The sequence below is a fragment of the Shinella sp. Sh6 genome (assembly GCF_055392685.1).
Window position 1 is genome coordinate 1,628,660 of the sequence record NZ_AP044005.1, and the last position, 20,065, is coordinate 1,648,724.

General features: G+C 66.3%; 18 protein-coding genes and 1 tRNA gene. 5 read left to right on the forward strand and 14 right to left on the reverse strand.

Annotated features, from left to right (window positions below; genetic code table 11):
• The first annotated feature begins 181 nt into the window (after positions 1–181).
• The 4 genes from ACZ5TO_RS08015 (at position 182) to ACZ5TO_RS08030 (ending at position 1,786) form a co-directional block, all read left to right on the forward strand.
• Positions 182–394 carry a hypothetical protein gene (locus ACZ5TO_RS08015; RefSeq protein WP_184141620.1) on the forward strand — a complete coding sequence of 71 codons (213 nt, stop codon included), beginning with the start codon at positions 182–184 and terminating at the stop codon, positions 392–394.
• 149 nt (positions 395–543) lie between these two features.
• Positions 544–1,068, forward strand: coding sequence for a DUF992 domain-containing protein (locus tag ACZ5TO_RS08020; protein ID WP_184141619.1), 525 nt, complete (start codon positions 544–546; stop codon positions 1,066–1,068).
• 80 nt (positions 1,069–1,148) lie between these two features.
• Positions 1,149–1,418, forward strand: a complete 270-nt coding sequence (locus ACZ5TO_RS08025; RefSeq protein WP_184141617.1) for a hypothetical protein — start codon at positions 1,149–1,151, stop codon at positions 1,416–1,418.
• 20 nt (positions 1,419–1,438) lie between these two features.
• The gene (locus tag ACZ5TO_RS08030; RefSeq protein WP_464800138.1) at positions 1,439–1,786 is read left to right on the forward strand and encodes a hypothetical protein; all 348 of its coding nucleotides are present in this window, start codon (positions 1,439–1,441) and stop codon (positions 1,784–1,786) included.
• Positions 1,787–1,798: 12 nt separating this feature from the next.
• On the opposite strand, the gene ACZ5TO_RS08035 is transcribed toward ACZ5TO_RS08030, so the two are convergent.
• From ACZ5TO_RS08035 to pcsA, 7 genes are all read right to left on the reverse strand, one after another.
• Positions 1,799–2,506: a FadR/GntR family transcriptional regulator gene (locus tag ACZ5TO_RS08035; RefSeq protein WP_184141613.1), complete on the reverse strand. Its 708-nt coding sequence runs from the start codon at positions 2,504–2,506 to the stop codon at positions 1,799–1,801.
• 199 nt (positions 2,507–2,705) lie between these two features.
• Positions 2,706–3,776, reverse strand: coding sequence for a BMP family ABC transporter substrate-binding protein (locus ACZ5TO_RS08040; RefSeq protein WP_464800139.1), 1,071 nt, complete (start codon positions 3,774–3,776; stop codon positions 2,706–2,708).
• Between the two features lie 47 nt (positions 3,777–3,823).
• A complete protein-coding gene (locus ACZ5TO_RS08045) occupies positions 3,824–4,744 on the reverse strand; it encodes an ABC transporter permease (RefSeq protein WP_184141609.1) in 921 nt (306 codons plus the stop codon).
• A complete protein-coding gene (locus ACZ5TO_RS08050) occupies positions 4,744–5,838 on the reverse strand; it encodes an ABC transporter permease (RefSeq protein ID WP_464800140.1) in 1,095 nt (364 codons plus the stop codon). Before ACZ5TO_RS08050 ends, ACZ5TO_RS08045 begins: the two co-directional genes overlap by 1 nt.
• Positions 5,828–7,402, reverse strand: coding sequence for an ABC transporter ATP-binding protein (locus tag ACZ5TO_RS08055; protein ID WP_464800141.1), 1,575 nt, complete (start codon positions 7,400–7,402; stop codon positions 5,828–5,830). The genes ACZ5TO_RS08050 and ACZ5TO_RS08055 overlap by 11 nt, the downstream gene beginning before the upstream one ends.
• A 52-nt stretch (positions 7,403–7,454) precedes the next feature.
• Entirely contained in the window at positions 7,455–8,426 is a 972-nt protein-coding gene (locus tag ACZ5TO_RS08060) for a quinone oxidoreductase family protein (protein WP_464800142.1), read from the reverse strand.
• A gap of 18 nt (positions 8,427–8,444) precedes the next feature.
• Complete coding sequence (pcsA, locus tag ACZ5TO_RS08065) at positions 8,445–9,173, reverse strand: phosphatidylcholine synthase (protein ID WP_184141601.1); 729 nt, start codon at positions 9,171–9,173, stop codon at positions 8,445–8,447.
• 246 nt (positions 9,174–9,419) lie between these two features.
• Here pcsA and ACZ5TO_RS08070 point away from each other — a divergent pair, with 246 nt between their 5' ends.
• Positions 9,420–10,625 carry a UbiH/UbiF family hydroxylase gene (locus tag ACZ5TO_RS08070; RefSeq protein WP_464800143.1) on the forward strand — a complete coding sequence of 402 codons (1,206 nt, stop codon included), beginning with the start codon at positions 9,420–9,422 and terminating at the stop codon, positions 10,623–10,625.
• Here the strand turns inward: ACZ5TO_RS08070 and ACZ5TO_RS08075 are convergent.
• From ACZ5TO_RS08075 to ACZ5TO_RS08105, 7 genes are all read right to left on the reverse strand, one after another.
• Positions 10,593–11,555: an AEC family transporter gene (locus tag ACZ5TO_RS08075; protein WP_464800144.1), complete on the reverse strand. Its 963-nt coding sequence runs from the start codon at positions 11,553–11,555 to the stop codon at positions 10,593–10,595. The genes ACZ5TO_RS08070 and ACZ5TO_RS08075 overlap by 33 nt on opposite strands.
• A gap of 42 nt (positions 11,556–11,597) precedes the next feature.
• Entirely contained in the window at positions 11,598–12,347 is a 750-nt protein-coding gene (locus ACZ5TO_RS08080; RefSeq protein WP_464800145.1) for a cytochrome c biogenesis CcdA family protein, read from the reverse strand.
• 136 nt (positions 12,348–12,483) lie between these two features.
• Positions 12,484–12,559: transfer RNA gene (locus ACZ5TO_RS08085), tRNA-Lys, on the reverse strand.
• A 147-nt stretch (positions 12,560–12,706) separates the two neighbouring features.
• Complete coding sequence (locus ACZ5TO_RS08090; RefSeq protein ID WP_464800146.1) at positions 12,707–14,242, reverse strand: caspase family protein; 1,536 nt, start codon at positions 14,240–14,242, stop codon at positions 12,707–12,709.
• The gene (locus tag ACZ5TO_RS08095; RefSeq protein WP_464800147.1) at positions 14,242–15,798 is read right to left on the reverse strand and encodes a caspase family protein; all 1,557 of its coding nucleotides are present in this window, start codon (positions 15,796–15,798) and stop codon (positions 14,242–14,244) included. Before ACZ5TO_RS08095 ends, ACZ5TO_RS08090 begins: the two co-directional genes overlap by 1 nt.
• Positions 15,795–16,691: an OmpA family protein gene (locus tag ACZ5TO_RS08100; protein ID WP_464800148.1), complete on the reverse strand. Its 897-nt coding sequence runs from the start codon at positions 16,689–16,691 to the stop codon at positions 15,795–15,797. Before ACZ5TO_RS08100 ends, ACZ5TO_RS08095 begins: the two co-directional genes overlap by 4 nt.
• Before the next feature lie 64 nt (positions 16,692–16,755).
• On the reverse strand, positions 16,756–20,052 hold the full coding sequence (locus ACZ5TO_RS08105; RefSeq protein ID WP_464800149.1) for a c-type cytochrome: 3,297 nt from the start codon (positions 20,050–20,052) through the stop codon (positions 16,756–16,758).
• Positions 20,053–20,065 lie beyond the last annotated feature (13 nt).

Here is a 20,065-nt window from a genome sequence, read left to right on the forward strand (position 1 = left end):
GCTCGCAATGGCCGCATCGCCCGATGCCTTTGACCACGGATGTACTGGCACGGGTGAAAAGGGCGATGATGAGGAAGGTCGGTGCGTTTTCGCCCCGGCCTTTTTTATTGCCCGGATTTCCCCGCCCGGAACAATCGGGCCGTCATGCCGGTTCCCGTCCCGTCAACCACGGGAGGCCGCCATGGAGCAGACACATGCTGCAAGACTCGCCGCGCAATATCTCCGCCTCGGCGGCGGCCGGCTCGCCAAGATCGACGATAACCAGCTCAGCACGCGCAAATGGGAGCATGAGACCCCGGCGGCCGAAGCGTTCTGGAACGAGCATATCGCACCCCTCGACGAGCGCAGCCTGGACGAAGTCATCTCCCACCTGCCGACCATCAACCAGCATTGAGCGGCAAGGCCCCACGGGCGAACCGTCTCTCCTGTCGGCGGGCGGCCCGATGCCCCTACTCCGCCACGATCCTGGTCATGAGATGACCGGCGGCCCGGAACCAAATCGCCGGATTCGCCATTATCGTGCCAGCTAGAAGGAGTGCACAGATGAACAAGAAGCTTGGAACCGTTCTCGCCCTCGCCCTCGCGCAGGCTTTCACGGTGACCGCTGGCGCGGCCGACATGGTGATCCGCGAGGATGCGCCGGTCTATGTCGACCGCGGCGCGCGCGATGGCGTGAAGATCGGACTGCTGACCTGCGATGTCGGCGGCGGCGTCGGTTATGTGCTCGGCTCGGCGAAATCCGTCGATTGCGTCTTCAGCGCGACGAACGGCGAGCGCGACACCTATTCGGGCGTGATCCGCAAGATGGGCGTGGATCTCGGCTTCACGACGCAGGGCCGCATCGTCTGGGCCGTGTTCGCGCCGACCGCCGGCTACCATCAGGGCTCGCTCGGCGGCCTCTACCAGGGTGCGACGGCGGAAGCGACGGTCGGCGTCGGCGTCGGCACCAACATCCTCGTCGGCGGCACGTCGGGCTCGATCCAGTTGCAGACGATAAGCGTCAGCGGCCAGATCGGCCTCAACATCGCGGCCACCGGCACCTCGGTGACGTTGACGCCGCAGGGCTGATGCATCGAAACGGGCGGCTTGTCAGCCGCCCGTTTCCTATGGCGCACAATCTGCTAGGATCGGCTGGAGAGGAGCCCCTCATGACCAGGATCGTTCTTGCCGCAATCGCCGCCCTGTCCCTTACGGCCTGCACGACCGCGACAGGCACCGGCGGGTCGTTCCAGCCCATTCCCGGCAGCATCACCTATGGCGGCCAGCCGCGCACGAAGCTGACGAAGGCGCCCATCGGCAGCACCTTCGGGCACACGTTCTACGATTCCCGCGGGCGGCAGGTCGACGAAACCTATCGCATCCAGCCGGATCGTTCGCTTGTTATCGTCAACCGCGTCACCCGAATCGATTATCTATGACGGGGACAATGGAGAGCCCCATGCTGGAAAGCACCGATATCGAACTGGAAGACGAACGGCTGACGCAACTGGACCTTCTGGCCGAGGAACGCCAGATGACGCCGCCCGAACTGCTGGCGCAGTACGCCGCCGGTTCCTTCGGCTTCCACGAGGCCGTGCACACCGCCTCCATCGTGCTCGATCTCGTCGACGAACAGCTTCTCCACCACCCCGCCATTGCCGGCAACGGCGAGTGGTTCCGCCTTGCCGCCCGGGCGAGCGAGGCGCTGTTCAACCTCTACCAGGCGATGGGCGCGGCACAGATCGCGCCGCACGCGACGGACGACGGCACGCGCCCGGAAGACCTCAACGCCAGCAACGACGGCTGATTCCACCCGGGATCACTTGCCTTCCCGCAACGACTGGACGACGCGCTCGCGGCCGACCCGGATGACGTTCTCCATGGCGCGGCGGGCGCCGTCCTCGTCGCGCCTGTCGATCTCCTCGACGATGCGGATATGGCTTGCCGCGACATCGCTGATCTTGCCGCGGTCGGCGGCGGGCGAACTCAGCTTGAAGGCGCCCACGAGCGCCGCCTCGATCAGGCTGCCGAGCGTGCGCAGGAAGGGATTGCGCGAGGCTTCCAGCACCGAGAGATGGAATTTGAGGTCGGCGACGGCAAGCGATTCTGCCGAGTGATCCGGATCGCCCATGGCAACGGCGAGCCGCATCATCTGGCTGATATCCGCCTCGCTCGCGTGGCGTGCGGCAAGCGCGGCCGCATGCGGCTCGAAGCCGAGGCGGACTTCGGAAAGATGCAGCAGGAACTCCTCGTTGACGCCGACGGCGAAATACCAGGTGAGGATGTCGCTGTCGAAGAGGTTCCATTGCGTGTTCGGCGTCACGCGCGTGCCGATGCGCGCCCGCGGCACGACGAGGCCCTTGGCGGCCAATGTCTTCATCGCCTCGCGCAGCACGGTGCGCGACACCTTGAAGCGGGCCGCAAGCTCCACGTCTCCAGGCAGGGTCGTCCCGACGGGATAGTCGCCCGCGATGATGGCGCGGCCCAGTTCGTTGACCACCTGCGCATGGCTGGTGCGCGTGTTCATCCCGCTGATGACCGTTTCAAGCAAACCCTTACGCAAAAATCGTCCTCCCCGGCCCCGGACGCTCCCATCGTTCCGCAACCATCCGGCAGGTATAGAGCGCCCGCCCGATTCCGCAAAGCCCGTTCGCGCCGGTCACGCGTCGCGAACGAAAAAGGCGCCCCGAAAGGGGCGCCTTCGTCATGTTTTGGAAAGCGGCGGCTTACTGCGGCAGCTTGTCGTCGATGCCGGCGACGTAGAAATTCATGCCGAGCAGCGTGCCGTCGTCGGAGATCTGGCCGTCGGCCAGCCATTCCGAGCCGTCCTGCTTCTTCACCGGGCCGGTGAAGGGATGCAGTTCGCCGGAGCGGATCTTCGCCTCGGTCTCTTCGGCCAGCTTCTTCACGTCATCGGGCATGTTGGTGTAGGGCGCCATCGTGAGGATGCCGTCCTTGAGGCCGTCCCAGATCTGGCCGGTCTTCCAGGTGCCGTCGAGAACCGCCTGCGTGCGCTTGATGTAATAGGCGCCCCAGGTGTCGACGATGGACGTCAGCTGCGTCTTCGGGCCGGCGGCGATCATGTCGGAGGCCTGGCCGAAGGCGTGGATGCCACGCTCGGCGGCGACCTGCATCGGCGCGGTCGAGTCCGTGTGCTGCGTCAGGATGTCGACGCCCTGGTCGGCGAGCGCCTTGGCGGCGTCGGCTTCCTTGCCCGGGTCGGCCCAGGTGTTGGCCCAGACGATCTTGAGCTTGAAGTCCGGGTTGACCGACTGCGCGCCGAGCATGAAGGCGTTGATGCCCATCACCACTTCCGGGATCGGGAAGGAGGCGATGTAGCCGGCGACGCCCGTCTTGGACATCTTGGCGGCGATCACGCCCTGGATGTAGCGGCCTTCATAGAAGCGCGCGTTGTAGGTGGCGACGTTCTCGGCGCTCTTGAAGCCGGTCGCGTGCTCGAACTTCACGTCCGGGAACTTCTGCGCGACCTTGATCGTCGCGTCCATGAAGCCGAAGGACGTGGTGAAGACGAGCGCGCAGCCCGAGCGTGCCATGCGCTCGACGGCGCGTTCGGCATCCGGGCCTTCCGGAACGTTTTCGAGATAGGCGGTCTCGATCTTGTCGCCGAGCGCCTTTTCGAGATCCTGGCGGCCGCGGTCGTGGCCTTCCGAATAGCCGCCGTCCGTCTTCGAGCCGACATAGATGAAGCAGATCTTCGTCTTGTCCTGGGCGCTGGCGGCAACGGAGAAGCCGAGCACGGCGGCCGACGTTGCGAGAGCGAGAATGATTTTCTTCATTTTATCCTCTGAGGTTGGAGTGGTTGTTTCCCGTCTTCTTGTTCTCGTCACCGATCCGGCACGAACGGCTTGCCGAGCGAGGCAGGCGTGTTGATCAGCGTCGTGCGCCGGTTGTGCGATATCAGGATTAGTACGACAACGGTGGCGGCATAGGGAAGAGCCGACAGGAACTGGGACGGAATGCCGATGCCGAACGCCTGGGCGTGCAGCTGGCTGATCGACACCGCGCCGAAGAGATAGCCGCCGAGCAGCACCCGCCACGGCCGCCACGAGGCGAAGACGACGAGCGCGAGCGCGATCCAGCCGCGCCCGGCCGACATGTTCTCCACCCATTGCGGCGTATAGACCAGCGAGAGCTGCGCGCCGGCAAGGCCCGCGCAGGCGCCGCCGAACATCACGGCGAGGTAGCGCGTGCGGATAACGTGGATGCCGAGCGCATGAGCGGAGGCATGGTTGTCGCCGATGGCGCGCACCTTCAGGCCGGCGCGTGTGCGGAACAGGAACCAGTTGACGCCGGCGACGATGGCGATCGACAGGTAGAAGATAATGTCCTGCCGGAAGAGCAGCGGGCCGATGAAGGGGATTTCGGCAAGGACCGGGATCTCGATCGGCTGGAGTTTCGCGCCGGACATGCCGGCATAGGGCTCGCCGATCTGGCCGGAGACGCCGAGGCCGAGGATCGTCAGCGCAAGGCCGGTCGCCACCTGGTTGGCGACGAGCGTCAGCGTCAGGAAGCCGAAGAGCAGCGAGAACAGCGCACCGCCGGCAATGCCGGCGAGGATGCCGAGATAGGGCGAGCCGGTCAGCTGCGTGGCGGAGAAGGCGAGCGCCGCGCCCATCACCATCATGCCCTCGACGCCGAGGTTGAGGACGCCGGTGCGCTCCGTCACGAGCTCGCCGATGGAGGCGAGCACGAGCGGCGTCGCCGCGGTGATGACGGTGAGCAGGATCGCTTCGAGCATGCCCATTATTGCGCGCCCCCTTCGCTGGACCGGGTAAGGCGCGAGAAGACCAGCCGGATCTTGTACTGGATGAGCGTGTCGCAGGAGAGCACGAAGAAGAGCAGCAGCCCCTGGAAGACGCGCGTGACCTTGTCGGAGACGCTGAGCGTGAGCTGCACGGCCTCCCCGCCCACATAGGTGAGCGCGAGGAAGAGGCCTGCGGCGATGACGCCGAGCGGGCTGAGGCGGCCTAGGAAGGCGACGATGATCGCGGTGAAGCCGTAGCCGGGCGAGATGATCGGCTGCAGCTTGCCGATGACGCCGCTGACCTCGGAAATGCCGGCAAGCCCGGCGAGCGCGCCGGACAGCAGGAGCGAGAACCAGATCATGCGCTTGGAGGAGAAGCCGGCGAAGCGCCCTGCCCGCTCCGACTGGCCGAGCACGGTGATCTCGAAGCCCTTCAGCGTGTAGCGCATCATGATCCACAGCGCGACGGCGGCGACGATGGCCAGCAGGAAGCCGAGATTGGCCCGGCCCGAAGAAACAAGTTCCGGCAGGATCGCCTCCGGCGCGAAATCCCGCGTGACGGGGAAGTTGTAGGCGTCGGGGCTGCGCCAGGGACCGCGCACCAGCCAGTCGAGGAAGAGCTGGGCGATATAGACCAGCATCAGGCTCGTCAGGATCTCGTTGGTGTTCATGTGCGCCTTGAGGAAGGCGGGCACGGCGGCGTAGAGCGCGCCGCCGATCATGCCGAAGATCAACATCAGCGGCAGGACGAGCGGCGAATGCCAGTCGTGGAAGACGACCGGCACGATGGAACCGGCGATCGCCCCGGCGATGAACTGGCCCTCGGCGCCGATGTTCCAGTTGTTCGAGCGGTAGCAGATCGAAAGGCCGGCGCCGATGAGGATGAGCGGCGCGGCCTTGATGGCGATCTCGTGCAGCGACCAGACATCGAGCAAGGGTTCCACGAAGAAGCTGTAGAGCGCCGAGACCGGGTCCTTGCCGATCAGCGCGAACATGATGCCGCCGGCGATCACCGTCAGAACCAGCGCGAGGAACGGCGAGAGGATGGAGAAGAGCGTGGAGGGATTGGCCCGCTTTTCCAGTTCAATGCGCATGGGCGGCCTCCGGGCTCGTCTCGCTGCCGTGCATGCCGCCCATCAGGAGGCCGATCTTCTCGCGCGTCATGTCCTGCGCCGGATAGGCGTTGGACAGCCGCCCGTCGCTGATGACGGCGATCTCGGTGGCGACCTCGAATATCTCGTCGAGGTCCTGGCTGATGACCAGCACCGCGGACCCCGCCTTGGCAAGATCGACCAGCGCCTGGCGGATGCGGCTTGCCGCGCCCGCGTCCACGCCCCAGGTCGGCTGGTTGACGATGAGCACCGCCGGCTGGCGGTCGAGCTCGCGCCCGACGATGTATTTCTGCAGGTTGCCGCCCGAAAGCGAGCCGGCCGCCGGGTCCTCGCCGCTCTTGCGCACGTCCATCGTCTCGGAAATACGGCGCGACGCGATGCGCACCACCGCATTGCGAATGATGCCGAGAATGCCGCCGGCAAGGAAGGTCTTGCGGTCGGACTGGTTGCGCGCAAGGACCAGATTGTCGGAAAGCGGCAGCGCCGGCACGGCGGCATGGCCGTGGCGCTCCTCCGGCACGAAGCCCGCGCCCATCAGGCGGCGCGCCGTGATGCCGAGATTGCCGGCCGCCTTGCCGCGAATGGAGACCGCCCTCGCATCGCTGACGGGAAACTCGCCGGAAAGCGCGTCGAAAAGCTCGCCCTGCCCGTTGCCGGCAACGCCGGCAATCGCCAGCACCTCGCCGGCCCGTACCTTCAGGCAGATATCCTTGAGCGACACGGCGAACGGCGTGCGCGCCGCAGCGTTCAAATGGTTCGCCTCCAGCAGCACGTCGCCCTTGACCATCGTGCCCGCGGCGCTGACGGCGGCGACGTCGCTGCCGACCATCATGCGGGCGAGCGAGGCCGGCGTTTCCCGCCGCGGATCGCAGGCGCCCGTCACCTTGCCGTGGCGCAGCACGGTCGCGCGGTCGCAGATGCGCTGCACCTCTTCCAGCCGGTGGCTGATATAGAGGACGGAGCGCCCTTCCGCCTTCAGCTTGGCCAGCGTCTCGAACAGGCGGTCGGCCTCCTGCGGCGTCAGCACCGAGGTCGGCTCGTCGAGGATGATGAGCTCGGGGTTCTGGAGCAGCGCGCGCACGATCTCGATGCGCTGGCGCTCGCCGACGGAAAGGTCGGCGACATGCGCCTTCGGATCGAGCGGCAGGCCGTAGGCGCGCGACAGCGTCGCCGCCTCGTCCGCCACCCTGGAAAGCGAAATGCCGGGCGGCAGGGACAGCGCGATGTTCTCCGCCACCGTCAGCGCCTCGAACAGCGAGAAATGCTGGAAGACCATGCCGATACCGAGCCGGCGGGCGGCGCCGGGGCTCGCGATGCGCACCGGCTCGCCCTTCCAGAGGATCTCGCCGCTCGTTGGCGCGAGAACGCCGAACAGCATCTTCACCAGAGTGGACTTGCCGGCGCCGTTCTCGCCGAGCAGGGCATGGGTTTCACCGGGCTGGATGTCGAGGTCGATGCCGTTGCAGGCGGCAAACGAACCGAATAGTTTTGTCAGGCTGCGGACAGCCAATAATGGACTGCCCCCGGACGCTCCCACGTCTGACACTCTGTCCCCTCTTTCCTGCGATCCCGTTCCCGCGCGCCCCTTCGGGTCGTTGTCAGGGAATGAGCAATGTCGTTCCGCTCGTTCTTCTTGCTTCCAGATCCGTGTGTGCGCGTCCCGCATCGGCCAGCGGATAAGTCTGATGAATATTGATACGCACTTTGTTGCTTTGCACAACATCAAAGAGCGAGTTTGCACATGCATCGAGGGCCGCGCGCGTGGCGATATAGGCAAAGAGCGTCGGCCGCGTGGCGTAGAGCGAACCCTTCTGCGAGAGGAGGCCGAGGTTGAAGGCCTCGACGGGACCGGAGGCATTGCCGAAACTGACGAAGAGCCCGCGCGGCTTCAGGCAGTCGAGGGATTTGGGGAACGTGTCCTTGCCGACCGAATCGTAGACGACGTCGACGCCCGCCCCGTCCGTCAATTCGCGCACCCGTGCGGCGAAATCCTCCTTGCCGTAGTCGATGACGTGGTCGTAGCCGTTCGCCAGCGCGAGGTCGATCTTCGCCTTCGAGCCGGCCGTGCCGATCACCGTCGCGCCGAGCGCCTTGGCCCACTGGCCGGCGATGAGGCCGACGCCGCCGGCGGCCGCGTGGAAGAGGATCACGCTGCCCGGCCCGACCTTGTAGGTCTGGAGCAGCAGGTATTGCGCCGTCATGCCCTTCAGCATCATGGCCGCTGCCGTTTCCAGCGAAATGCCCTCCGGCACCTTGACGAGATGCTTGACGGCGATGTTGCGCTCGGCCGCATAGGCGCCGTCCGCCGAGGCATAGGCGACGCGGTCGCCGACGGCGAAATCCTTGACGCCCTCGCCGAGCGCCGTGACCGTGCCCGCGCCTTCCTTGCCCGGAACGAACGGCAGTTCCGTCTTGTAGAGGCCGGTGCGGAAATAGACGTCGATGAAGTTGAGCCCGACGGCGGCCTGCCGGATCTGCACCTCGTCCGGGCCCGGCGGGCCGAGCGGCACGTCTTCGAGCTTGAGGACTTCCGCGCCGCCGAGGCTGCGGACGACGATGGCCTTGGTCATGGCATGCTCCCGTTTTTCCTAGCGCCGGCCGAGATTGGGCAAGGCCTGCAGCACGGCGCCGATGACATAGAGATAGAGGCCCGTCGCTACCACGCCCCAGACCACCCAGTCCGGCGTACCCTCGAAATGCCAGAGCAGCGCGCAGCCGCTCAGCACCGACCAGAGCAGGAAGACCGCAAGATTGAGCGGTCTCAGCCTTTCCACCCGCACCGGATGCAGGAAATTGATCGGCATGAAGGTGAGGAGGACCGAGACGAAGACGACGACGGAGGCCGTCAGTTCGCTGGCGTCGATCACGAAGAGCGTGAAGACCACCATGTTCCACACCACGGGGAAGCCGGAGAAGAAATTCTCCTCCGTCTTCATGCCCATGTCGGCATAGTAGATGGCGCTCGACACCACGATGGCGCCGGCGGCCACGAAGGACCACGGTTCGCCGATCATGCCCTTCTGGTAGAGCGCGAAGGCCGGCAGGAGCACATAGGTGACGTAGTCGATGATGTTGTCGAGCGTATCGCCCGACCAGTTCGGCAGCACTTCCTTGACCCGGACCTTGCGCGCGATCGGCCCGTCGATGCCGTCGACGAGAAGCGCGAGGCCGAGCCACCAGAACATGTCGACGAAGCGGTGCTCGGCAGCGGCCACGACCCCGAGGAAGGCGAGGAACGACCCCGAGGCCGTCAGGATATGCACGGAAAAGGCACGGATTTCCGCGTAGGGTACGCGTCTGTAATTGAAGAACTTCATTGCCTCTTGCTGTCCATCCCTTGGGGCTTTTGCTGGCCACGGTCCATCCGGGCGCCCTCTTGTGCGGTCTCTGCCGGTAATATGCATTGATTGCCTGCCATCGCCAGTGAAAATCCGCCCCGTCCCCCGCCGGCCTCAGGCCCTGCGCGGATTCATCCCATGGAAATTGCCTCTTTGCGGGCCTAGTTTTGGCCGATAGAAGCATCGCAAAGCTGTGGGTAACGCGCTCTGCTCCGGAGGTCCGAGATGAGACAGTTCGATATCGCCGTCGTCGGTGCCGGCCTTGCCGGAAGCCTTGCCGCGCTCGCACTCGCCGAGTCGGGCCGCAGCGTCGCGCTGATCGCCCCGCCGGCGCGCGCGGCGGACGGGCGGACGACCGCCCTCATGGACCAGTCCATCGCCTTCCTGAAGACGCTCGGCCTCTGGGAGGCGATCGTGCCCCACGCCGCCGGGCTCGAGACGATGCAGATCGTCGACGGCACCACGCGGCTGCTGCGCGCGCCGCCGGTCGCCTTCCGCGCCGGCGAGGTCGGCCTTGCCGCCTTCGGCTACAACATCCCCAACGCGCCCCTCCTCGCCGTGCTCGACGCCCGCATCGCCGCCAGCGAGGGGATCGTCCGGCTGGAAGGCGGCGTGACGGCCGCGACCGCCTTCGAAGCCGGCGTGGAACTGACCCTCGACGACGGCGAGCGCGTGACGGCGGGCATCGTCGTCGGTGCGGACGGGCGCAAATCCCGCATCCGCGAGAGCGCCGGGATTGGCGTGCGCACCTGGTCCTATCCGCAATCCGCCCTCGTCCTCAACTTCTCGCACGAGCGCCCCCACGGCAATGTCTCGACCGAATTCCACACGGAGAGCGGCCCCTTCACGCAGGTTCCCCTGCCCGGCGGCCGGCGCTCCAGCCTCGTCTGGGTGCTGCCGCCGAAGGAAGCCGCACGGCTTCGCGACCTTCCCGCCGAAGACCTCGCCCGCGCGGTGGAAGAGCGCATGCAGTCCATGCTCGGCAAGGTATCCGTCGAAGGCGGCGCACAGAGCTTCCCGCTCTCCGGCATGACGGCGGACCGCTTCGGCAAGGGGCGCTTCGTGCTCATCGGCGAGGCGGCGCACGCCTTTCCGCCCATCGGCGCGCAGGGCCTCAATCTCAGCCTGCGCGATATCATGACGCTGCGCGACCTCCTCAAGGACCACGCGCAGGACGCAGCGCTCGGCGAGCGTTTCGACCGCAGGCGGCAGGCCGATATCCGCTCGCGCACCCTCAGCGTCGACCTTCTCAACCGCTCGCTGCTCTCCGATTTCCTGCCCGTGCAGTTCCTGCGCTCGGCGGGCCTTCACCTTCTGTCGGCGCTCGGGCCGTTGCGCACCGTCGTCATGCGCGAGGGCATCGAGCCGCTCGGCGCGCTGAAAGCCTTTCGCGAGGGCCTACGGGAACGGATCGCCCGCAAGCGCGCCTGACTTGATGAGATAGAGCAGGATCGTCACCGTCGCGACGGAGAGCACTGTCGTGATGAGGATGGTCGCCGATGCGCGCTCCTGCCAGACGCCGTATTGCTGGCCGATGACGAAGACGTTCGTCGCCGTCGGCAGGGCGGCGAGCAGCATGGCCGTGAACACCCAGACCGGATCGAAATTCCCCGCAAGGCCGAGCACGAGATACATGACGGCCGGCAGGAGCAGCAGCTTCGCCGGCACGATATAGCCGATCTCGACCGGCACGCGCTTCATGGGCCGCAGCGCCAGCGTGACGCCCATGGCGAAGAGTGCGCACGGCGCAGCTGCCTGCGCGAGGTAGTCGATCAGCCGCTGCAGCGCCAAGGGCGGCTCGAAGCCGGCGAAGGCCGCGGCGAAACCGGCGGCCGTCGCGATGATGAAGGGATGCGTGACGATCTTCCAGAGCACGCCGGCGGCGATGCGCAGCGGTGGCTGCTTCTCCCCGCCGCCAAGTGCCATCAATGCGGGCGCGACCGTGAAATGCAGCATGTTCTCGAAGCAGAAGACGAGCGCGACCGGCACGGCCGCCGGCTCCCCGAAGGCGAGCAGCGCAAGGCCCGGCCCCATATAGCCGATATTGCCGTAGGCGGCCGCCAGCCCCTGCATGGTCGCCTCGCCGATGCTCGCCCGCCGCAGCCAGAGGCCGGCCGCGAAGATGAGGGCGAAGACGGAGTAGGTCGCGCCGATATCGGCCAGGATGAAATCGACGCGCGTCAGCTGCTCGATGGGCGTCTTGGCGACCAGCTTGAAGAACAGCGCCGGCAGCGCGATGTAGATGATGAACGTGTTGAGCCAGCCGAGGGCTTCCACCGGCTGGCGGGTGATCTTCGCCACCACGTAGCCGAGGAAAATCATGCCGAAGAACGGCAGGACCAGTCCGATAATGTCTGCCATGGGCCGAATGCCACTCTGAGATCGCGAACGAGGACTCCGGCACTAGCCGATTTGCGAGAGAATGGGAAACGTTTGCTGGAACCAGATGGCAACGGTGCTGATATAGCCGAAGATGAAGGCAAGGCCGGTGAGGATGAGCAGCACGCCCATCACCTTCTCCACCTTGCCGAGATGGCGGCGGAAGCGCGCGAGGAACCGCATGAAGGCGCCGGAAAAGCCCGCGGCGATCCAGAAGGGCACGGCAAGGCCGAGCGAATAGACGGCAAGCAGCATGGCCCCGTCGCCGACCGTCTCGCGCGCCGCAGCAACGCCGAGGATCGCGCCGAGCACCGGCCCGATGCAGGGCGTCCAGCCGAAGGCGAAGGCAAGGCCCATCAGGTAGGCGCCGGAGGCCGTCGCCGGCTTGCCGCCGCCCTGGAACCGCGCCTCGCGGGCAAAGAGCCCGATGCGCAGAAGCCCGAGGAAATGCAGGCCCATCAGGATGATGATGACGCCGCCGACCTGGGCGAGAAGATCGAGGTGCCGGCGCAGCGCCATGCCGATGGTCGAGGCGCCCGCGCCGAGCGCGACGAAGACCGTGGCAAAGCCGAGCGTGAAGAAGAACGCCGCCAGCAGCACCGCCCCGCGCGTATCGCGCCGCACCGCCACCGCCTCCCCGCCCCGGAACTGCTCGACGGAAATGCCGGCCATGTAGCAAAGATAAGGCGGCACCAGCGGCAGCACGCAGGGCGAAAGAAACGACAGCGCCCCGGCGAAAAGCGCGCTCAGCAGGGAAATATCGGCAATAGACAAAGGCGGCTCCGCGAGGATCGAGGGCGAAACGCGGCAGGAGGACCCGACCATGTTCGCACCCTCTGATACAAGCCCCACCCCGGCCCTGCCAATCACCTTTTGGAGAACGCGGCGATATGTCATGCGGGGAGGAAAGTGGTGAGCGCGCAGGGATTCGAACCCTGGACCTACTGATTAAAAGTCAGTTGCTCTACCGGCTGAGCTACGCGCTCCCGCGCGGGGCGTGGCGCCTCGCGGAAGTGCGCGGAACATATGCAGGAGGTTCTGCCGGGTCAACCCGGAAAATGCGTCGAAAAACAGCTTTCGCTGCCGCTTGCCGACGCTATTTCTCCGTTGGTTCGGTGCAGCCGGCGGTTTGCTCAGTAGACCTGGTATTTCAGCAGTCCCAGCGACCAGTTGATGCTGCGGTTCTCCACGTCGCGCGTCCATGTCTGCTTCAGCGCGCCGGCGATGTCGGCGATGGTGGTGCGGGCGTCGAGGTCCTTGGTGAGGCCATAGTCGCTGGGGGCGACCCTGGTGAGGTCGACGTCGTCGGCGACGACGATGGCGACGAGCACGTTCTCGCTCGGCCCGTCGGCCTCGAAATCGAAGCCGTAATAATCGTCGGGGATGGTGAGCGGCACGCCGGCCGTGAGCGGCGTGATCTTCTGCGCCGCCTCGTTCGGGAAGATCTGCGTCGCCTTGCCGTCCTTGTCGACGTCGTAGAGGATGAGCTGGCCGCCGATGCTGCTCGTCACCGTGATGCGGAAGGCATCGCCCGTCTTCAGGGTATAGGAGGATAGGGCGAGCGTGACGTCGCCGGCCGGCGGCTTGCCGAGGATATCGCTGACGGCGTCCACCGGGTTGGCCGCGACATAGGCGGTCTGCGGCGTGTTCTCGACCTTCACCTCCTCGACCTTGCCGTAGTCGGGCGTCTGCTGCTCCTGATATTGCTGGACCTGCCCGCCGCTCGCAGCGGCCGGGACCACGGCGCTTGCGCCGAGCAGCGCGTAGTTGACCTCGAGCTGCGGGTCGAGACCCTGGCACTCGCTCTGCGCGGCGCAATAGGTCTGCGACTGCTTCTTCACATATTCCAGCAGTTCGGCATTCGAGACGATGCCGTTGCCGTTGCTGTCGGCGGCGGAAATCTCGTGGCCGTTGACATAGGAGAGCGTGAAGACGCCGTGCCGCTCCTCCGGCGGCAGGCGGGTATCGTCCCAGGCGACCTGGTAGGAGGATGCCGCGCTCCAGGCCTCCACGCCGTTCTCCGTGACGACCTCCGGCTTGTCCACCACGGCGACGTCGACGCGCAGGCCGCGCATCTTCACCACATCCGCCGGCTTGGCGTGGGGGCGCGGCAGGAAGCGCGCGCTCTCCATCGCCTCGCCCACATTGCTCGACAGCGAGCGCGAGATGGTGCCGGAATGGCAGGCATCGATGACGATGGAGACCGCACGGTCCTTGAGCCTTGCGAGCATGGCGTCGATCTCGTCGTCGAGGATGACGTTCGTCCAGTCGCTGTCGCCGGGCGCGATGTCGTAGGTCGACAGCGCCTCGTCCAGCCCGTCCTCCTCGTCGCCGTTCTGGTCCTTCACCTGCAGGCCGTGGCCGGAGAAGTAGAAATAGACGCGGTCGCCCGGCTCGGTGCCGTTGACGAGCCATTCGTCGATGCTGGCGAGGATCGCCGCGCGGCTGGCATCCTGGTCGCGCAGCACGCGGATCGAATCGGCCGGATAGCCGAGCTTTTCCTTCAAGAGCTTTTCGATCAGCGGCACGTCGTTCTTCGGCCCTTCGAGGAACATCTTCTCCGGCAGGTTGGCATAGCTGCCGATGCCGATGACCAGCGCCCGGTCGGCAGCAAAGGCAGCGGGGGCGAGGAGCAGGCAGACGACAAGGGCGGCGGCATACCGGATCATCAGAGCGTTTCCCGCGTATAGAGGGGTTGGATGGCGACGCTGGCCTCCTTGCCGTCGAGCCGGGTCGCGAGCGCCTGCAGGAGGGTTTCGGCCGTGACGTTCCGGTCGGCGAGCACCGAGCCGATGGCATCGACCGGCTCGGCGGTCGAGATGGTGATGAGATGATCGGCGCCGAAGGGTTTGACGACCTCGACATCCGTCAGCTTGAACTCGGAACTGTTCGTGCCGGCGGCCTGCATGTCGAGGAACTGCACCTCGCCCGTATTGGCGAGGTTGAAGACCAGCATGTTCGGATAGCGGCCGGGCGGCGCATCGAAGCGAAGGCGGTCGCCCGCGGCATAGATGTCCTTTGCGGGCGTCAGGGAAACGGAGCCGGGGTTCTGGCTCGCCATCGCCTTCAGGAAATCGAGGAGCACGAACTTGTCCACCACGGCCTGGATGCGGTCCGGCCCGACATTCTCGGCGGCGACGTCGCCGTTCGGCGTATAGAAGACGCCGCTCGCCACATCCCAGCGGAAGGGCGTGCCGGCGCCGTCGGCATGCTGCGGCCGCTCGGCCGTTCCGTCGATCTGAAGAGCGATGGTGCCGGTCCAGCCGAGCTCCTTCGCCGTCTTCACCGTCCGCCCGGTATCGGTATTCGCGGCGGCGCCCTCCTCCGCCTTGACCGGGATGCCGCGGGTCAGCGTGACGACGACCTCGCTTTCCGAGCGCGCCACCTGCGGCGTGAAATTCGGCACCTGGAGCGCTTCCGAACGGTTCTTCACGTTGGAGAAGACGTAGTCCTCCAGCTCGATGCGCGTGATGAGGCCGTCGCCGTTGCGGTCGGCACTGCCTTCCACCGCGCGGGCAAAGCTCCAGCTCAGCGCGCCGCGCGGCTGGCCGTCGATGATGACCTCCGGCGTCGGCTGGCTCTCCAGCGAGGCGGCAAGCACCGTCACCTGCTTGAAATCCGCCTCCTTGAGGTTCGCGCCGGAAATCGCCTCCTGCGAGGGCGGCGCGAGCTTGACCTTCACGGCCGGGGCAAGGCGCGTCTTGCCCTTGATCGACCGGCTCATGCCGCCGGAAAAACAACTGTCGGAGACGAAGAGCACATGCACGCCCTTGCCCTCGGCCTCGGCGAACCAGGCGTTCATCTCGTTGTCGACGATGATCTCCTTCGAGGTCTCCTCGTAGCGGTTGCGGTCGAAGCCGGGAAGCTGGAGGAATTCGTCCAGTCCGTCCGCCTCGTCGCCGGGGATGAGCTCGGGCATCTGCGCGCCGTGGCCGGCATAGGTGAAGATGATCGTGTCACCGGGCGCGGCTTCAGTCACCATGTCCGTCCAGGCCTTGCGGATATCGTCCTTGCGAGCCTCTTCGTTGGTGAACTTGATCGCCTTGAAGCCCGCTTCGTTCATCGAGCGGTAGACGTCCTCGGCATCCTGCACCGCGCCGTCGAGGCTGACGTCGTTGGGATAATGATCGACGCCGACGACGAGGGCATAGGTCTGCGCCGCGAGCGCAGGCATGGGAAGCGCAGCGGCAAGGCAGGCAGCGAGAAGCCGGGGCAGCGTCTTCATCCGTCGACGTCCACTTCCACGCGCCGGTCGAGCTGGTGCAGCGTTTCCGTGTCATAGGCCGTGGCGTCGTCCGGCTTGAAGGGCTCGTCCTCGCCCTTGCCCTCGGTGGTGATCGTGCCGGCAAAGCCGGCCTGGTAGAGATAGGCCTTCAGCGTTTCGGCGCGGGCGAGCGAGAGCTTGTAGTTCGCCTCCGCCGAGCCGACCGGATCGGTATGGCCGATGAGCTTGATCGTGGCCGGCTTGACGGCCTTGAGGCATCCGGCAAGATCCTTCGCCGCCTCCTCGCCCTCGGGCGTGAAATCCGCCGTGCCGAAGACGTAGCGCACCGGCGTCGACTTCTTCTTGATCGTCACGCCGCGGAAGGAGACCTTGCAGCCGCCGCGCATGGAAAGCTGCACCGGCCGGGGCGCGGCAAGGCGCATCTCGCTCGCCAGCCTGTCGAGGCGCAGGATGTATTGCTCGTCGGGCGCCATCCAGTCGGGTGTCAGCGTCTCGTTCGAGCCGTCCTCGAGCGCGAGCTGGTAGAGACGCGCGGCCTGCTCGTAGTCCTTGCGCTCGCGGGCGAGGTCGCCGAGCGCGTCGAACACCTGCCAGGGCCCGCCATACTGCTTCTGCAGGCCTTCCAGCTCCTGCCGGTGATCGGCGAGCCTGCCGCCGTTGCCGACGGCGGTGGAGATGCGGTTGAAGGCGGCGAGCGCTGCGACGCGGCCGACCAGCGTGCGCTCGTTGGCGCTGCAATTGGCCGTGCCGGCCGTCTCGGCGACGGCGCGCGCCTTCTGCTCGTCGCCGGCGTTGAACGCTTCTATGACGCCGGTGAAGGCCTCGCAGGCGGCGGCCGCAGGCGCGGCTCCGGCCAGTACGAAGAGTGTCGCCGCTAGAGATCGCATCAGCATTGTCGGTCCTGCCCCCTGTCCTTCCGAAACGAACGGCAGGGGCGTTCCGGCCCCTGCCCTTTTCCTATCTGATCTCGAACGTCACCATCTGCAAGCCGCTTGCACCGTTGTCCTGCTCGGCCTGTCTGGCAAGGTTGACGGCAAGGCCCCGGGTCGGCGGCTGCCTGGAGCTCGCCACCAGTTGCCTGGCCTTTTCCGCCGTCAGCTTCTGGTCGCCGAGCCCGCCGATGCGGCAGAAGGCGATCATCGTCTCGCCGGCGGAGGGCGAATCGAAGGTGAGGTTGCCCGAGCCCGGCTGCGGGATGAGGCGCTTCTCGCCGGGATTGAGCGTCGTGTTGCCGATCATCACGTCCGGGATGATCTCGACATTGCCGGTATCCTCGACATAGACCACCTGAAGCTCGCAGGCATGGTTCGTGCTGAGCTCGAAGCTCAGGTAATCGCCCACCTTCGCGGAGGTCGAAGGCACCTGGAGCGCGAGCTTCACCTTGTCGGCCTGCGCCTTGTCGTCCTGCTTGTAGGCGGGAACGGCATAGGCGGTCTCGGCCGGCGCGGCATACTGGTCGCCGCCGGCGGCCTGGCCGGTCTGCTGCTGCTGGTAGCCGTTGTCGTCGGCCGGCTGCTGGTAGTTGGCGGTGTCCGCCGCCGGCTGACTGTAGCCGGCATCGTGCGCCACCGCATCCGGGTTGGCGCCGCGATGCAGCGGCCGAAGCTGGCGCAGCGGCTCCAGCATGAAGGCATATTGCTCCTCCACCTCGACGCGCGGGATCGTCGCGCCCGCCTCCAGCGTCGCCACCCAGTCGAGCCCGATGCGCAGCGCATTGACGTCGGTGAGGCGGCGGATGTCGGAGGCGAACTCTTCCGGCGTCATGTCGAACTCGGCGGCAAGCTGCTCGAAGTTCAATTCGTCCTCGTACTTGTCGGCGAAGTAGGTGAAGATCTCCGCCCCGCCCGGCGCCTTCAGGCTGGTCTTGCCGCCGCCGGAGGTCGGCTCGGTGATGCCGAGGCGGTCGAGCGCGGCGACGAAGCGGTCGGTGTCGCGCTTGTAGACCTCGTTCAGCTCCTCCTGCGGCACGTAGATGGCGAGCAGCTCGTCCTGCTGGTCCTTGGAGAACAGCGTGGAGGTCTCGATATGCTCGCGCAACTGGTCGCGCTTCGACAGGATGCCGTCGAAATGGCAGTCGAAGCAGGAGCGCGCATTGATGATCTCGACGCCCTTGCCGATCGGCCGCTTGCGGAACGAGACGATCGTCGTCGGGCCGACCTCGAGCTGGTCGCCCTTGTTGGTCGACAGGTAGTAGCCCTGCAGGCCGTTCGGCAGCGAGAAGATCATTTCGCCGCCGTCGTGCTCGAAGGGCAGCAGCCCGGCCTTCAGGCGGACGCCGTCGGGGCCTGCGGGGAAGCGCTTCAGCACCTGGCGGCCGACATCGCCGCCGAAGTCGTAGGACTTCCAGTAATAGCCGCCGAAGGGCATGTCGTGGCGCTCGATCATGCGGTTGTGGTCGGAGACGCCCGACGAGCCGTCGGCGAAGGCGGCGCGCACGATGCGGCGGCGCTCGATGTTCTGCGCGACATTGACGCCGAAGCGCTGCTCCAGCCCGATGATGTTGGTCGGCAGCTTCATGAGGCGGTTATAGACCTTCGGCCGCGCGCCGTTGCTCATGAACCAGTCGATGCGCATGATCGGAAGCTGGGTCTGCGTCGCCTTGGCGAGCGCATGCAGCGAGGCGTCGCTGTCCGGATCGACCCCGTAGAAATATTCGTTGATCAGGAAGTCGTAGTCGTCCTGGCTCCATTCGAGGTCGCGGATATCGACGCGCACGAGGAGGCCGTCGGATCCTTCCACCTCTTCGGGGATCACCAGTTCCGGCCCATAGGAGAGCGAGTTGAGCAGCTTCTTGAAGCCGCCGGCGAGCACCTTCATGCGCTTCAGGAAGGTCTCGTGCGTCTCGCAGCTCATCATGCCGTTATACTGGTCGCGATAGCTGAAATAACGCATGAACGGCTGGTCGTGCTCGTCCACCTTCGAGATGTCGCGCAGCGCCAGCTCGACGAAATCGAGATATTGCAGCATGGGGCGCGCGCGCTCGGTCTTCGTCGCGGAGACGGCCGTCGGGATGGCCGACTGGTTCAGCGAGTTGATCCAGGCGGCAAGACCCTGCACTTCCGCGTCGCTCGGCCGCTTGCCGAGCGGCATGCGGCCGTTGGTGACGCTGGTGTAGAGCAGCGACTTGGAGGCATCGCCCGGCGTCACGAAGGCCGGATTGGCGGCGATCGAGGCGAGATCGCCCGAGGGGAAGGAGCCCTGCGAGCTCTCGCCCGGGCCATGGCAATTGCGACAATATTTGCCGATGAAGGCATCGGCCGCCGAGGCGGCCTCCGCGCTGCCGCCGCCCGCGCCGAGCGCGGTTTCCGCCGTCGCCTCGCTGCACACGGGCGTCGCGCTCGTTTCCACCGGCGTCACCTTCACCTCGCGGTCGGCGAGGAAGGCGTACATGGCCTGCCGGTCCTCGTCGGACAGTGCGGCAAGGCCGTGCGCGATGCGGCGCATGACCGGGTCGGAGAGCGGCGAGCCGGAGAGTTTCTTGCCGTCCTCGATCAGCCCCTTGGTGAAGACCTCGTGCGAGGCGAGCCCGCCCATGCGCGCCTTGGTGATATCCGGCGCGACGGCGCCGGTCAGCCCCTTCTCGCCCTCATAGGCGCGTGTCTGGTCGAGGCCGTAGGTCGTGGTGCGCGGCGTGTGGCAATCGCCGCAGGCGCCGACATTCTCCACGAGGTAGCGGCCCCGCTCCATCTGCGTTTCCTCGCGCGGCTGGTAGGCCTGCACGGTGAAATGGCTGCGCTTCCAGAGCGTGATGGTCGTCTGGCGGCTGAAGGGGAAGGCGATCTCGTGTTCCTTCGAGGCGGCGTCCGACTGCGGCAGCGTCTCGATATAGGCCTTGATGTCCAGCACGTCCTCCGGCTTCATGCCGCCGTAGGACGTATAGGGCATGACGGGGTAGAGGTTGTCGCCCTCCCGGTCGAGGCCGACCATCACGGCGTTGAGGAAGTCCGCGTTCGACCAGCCGCCGATGCCGTTCGGATGGGCGGAAATGTTCGGCGCGAAGAATTTCCCGATCGCCGTCTCCATCTCCATGCCGCCGGAAAGCAGCTCGGTATTGTCGCCCGAGCCGTGACAGGCGCCGCAGCCGGCGGCGTTGAACATCACCTTGCCGTTTTCCGCGTTCGGCTGGTAGGTGCCGAAGGCATCCGGCGCGAACTGGTCGAGGGCGAAGGCGCCGGCGGGACAGGTCGCCGCCACGGCAAGGCCCACCAGCGCGGCAAGGCGGGCGCCGGGGCGGAGAAATGCTGTCTTGAACATGCGCATGGCTTGT

Coding starts and splice junctions, on each gene's coding strand:
- ACZ5TO_RS08105 (WP_464800149.1), bottom strand. CDS start 20,052: ATGTTCAAGACAGCATTTCTCCGCCCCGGCGCCCGCCTTGCCGCGCTG.
- ACZ5TO_RS08035 (WP_184141613.1), bottom strand. CDS start 2,506: ATGAACACGCGCACCAGCCATGCGCAGGTGGTCAACGAACTGGGCCGC.
- ACZ5TO_RS08060 (WP_464800142.1), bottom strand. CDS start 8,426: ATGACCAAGGCCATCGTCGTCCGCAGCCTCGGCGGCGCGGAAGTCCTC.
- ACZ5TO_RS08045 (WP_184141609.1), bottom strand. CDS start 4,744: ATGGGCATGCTCGAAGCGATCCTGCTCACCGTCATCACCGCGGCGACG.
- ACZ5TO_RS08040 (WP_464800139.1), bottom strand. CDS start 3,776: ATGAAGAAAATCATTCTCGCTCTCGCAACGTCGGCCGCCGTGCTCGGC.
- ACZ5TO_RS08090 (WP_464800146.1), bottom strand. CDS start 14,242: ATGATCCGGTATGCCGCCGCCCTTGTCGTCTGCCTGCTCCTCGCCCCC.
- ACZ5TO_RS08075 (WP_464800144.1), bottom strand. CDS start 11,555: ATGGCAGACATTATCGGACTGGTCCTGCCGTTCTTCGGCATGATTTTC.
- pcsA (WP_184141601.1), bottom strand. CDS start 9,173: ATGAAGTTCTTCAATTACAGACGCGTACCCTACGCGGAAATCCGTGCC.
- ACZ5TO_RS08095 (WP_464800147.1), bottom strand. CDS start 15,798: ATGAAGACGCTGCCCCGGCTTCTCGCTGCCTGCCTTGCCGCTGCGCTT.
- ACZ5TO_RS08030 (WP_464800138.1), top strand. CDS start 1,439: ATGCTGGAAAGCACCGATATCGAACTGGAAGACGAACGGCTGACGCAA.
- ACZ5TO_RS08100 (WP_464800148.1), bottom strand. CDS start 16,691: ATGCTGATGCGATCTCTAGCGGCGACACTCTTCGTACTGGCCGGAGCC.
- ACZ5TO_RS08070 (WP_464800143.1), top strand. CDS start 9,420: ATGAGACAGTTCGATATCGCCGTCGTCGGTGCCGGCCTTGCCGGAAGC.
- ACZ5TO_RS08050 (WP_464800140.1), bottom strand. CDS start 5,838: ATGCGCATTGAACTGGAAAAGCGGGCCAATCCCTCCACGCTCTTCTCC.
- ACZ5TO_RS08015 (WP_184141620.1), top strand. CDS start 182: ATGGAGCAGACACATGCTGCAAGACTCGCCGCGCAATATCTCCGCCTC.
- ACZ5TO_RS08020 (WP_184141619.1), top strand. CDS start 544: ATGAACAAGAAGCTTGGAACCGTTCTCGCCCTCGCCCTCGCGCAGGCT.
- ACZ5TO_RS08025 (WP_184141617.1), top strand. CDS start 1,149: ATGACCAGGATCGTTCTTGCCGCAATCGCCGCCCTGTCCCTTACGGCC.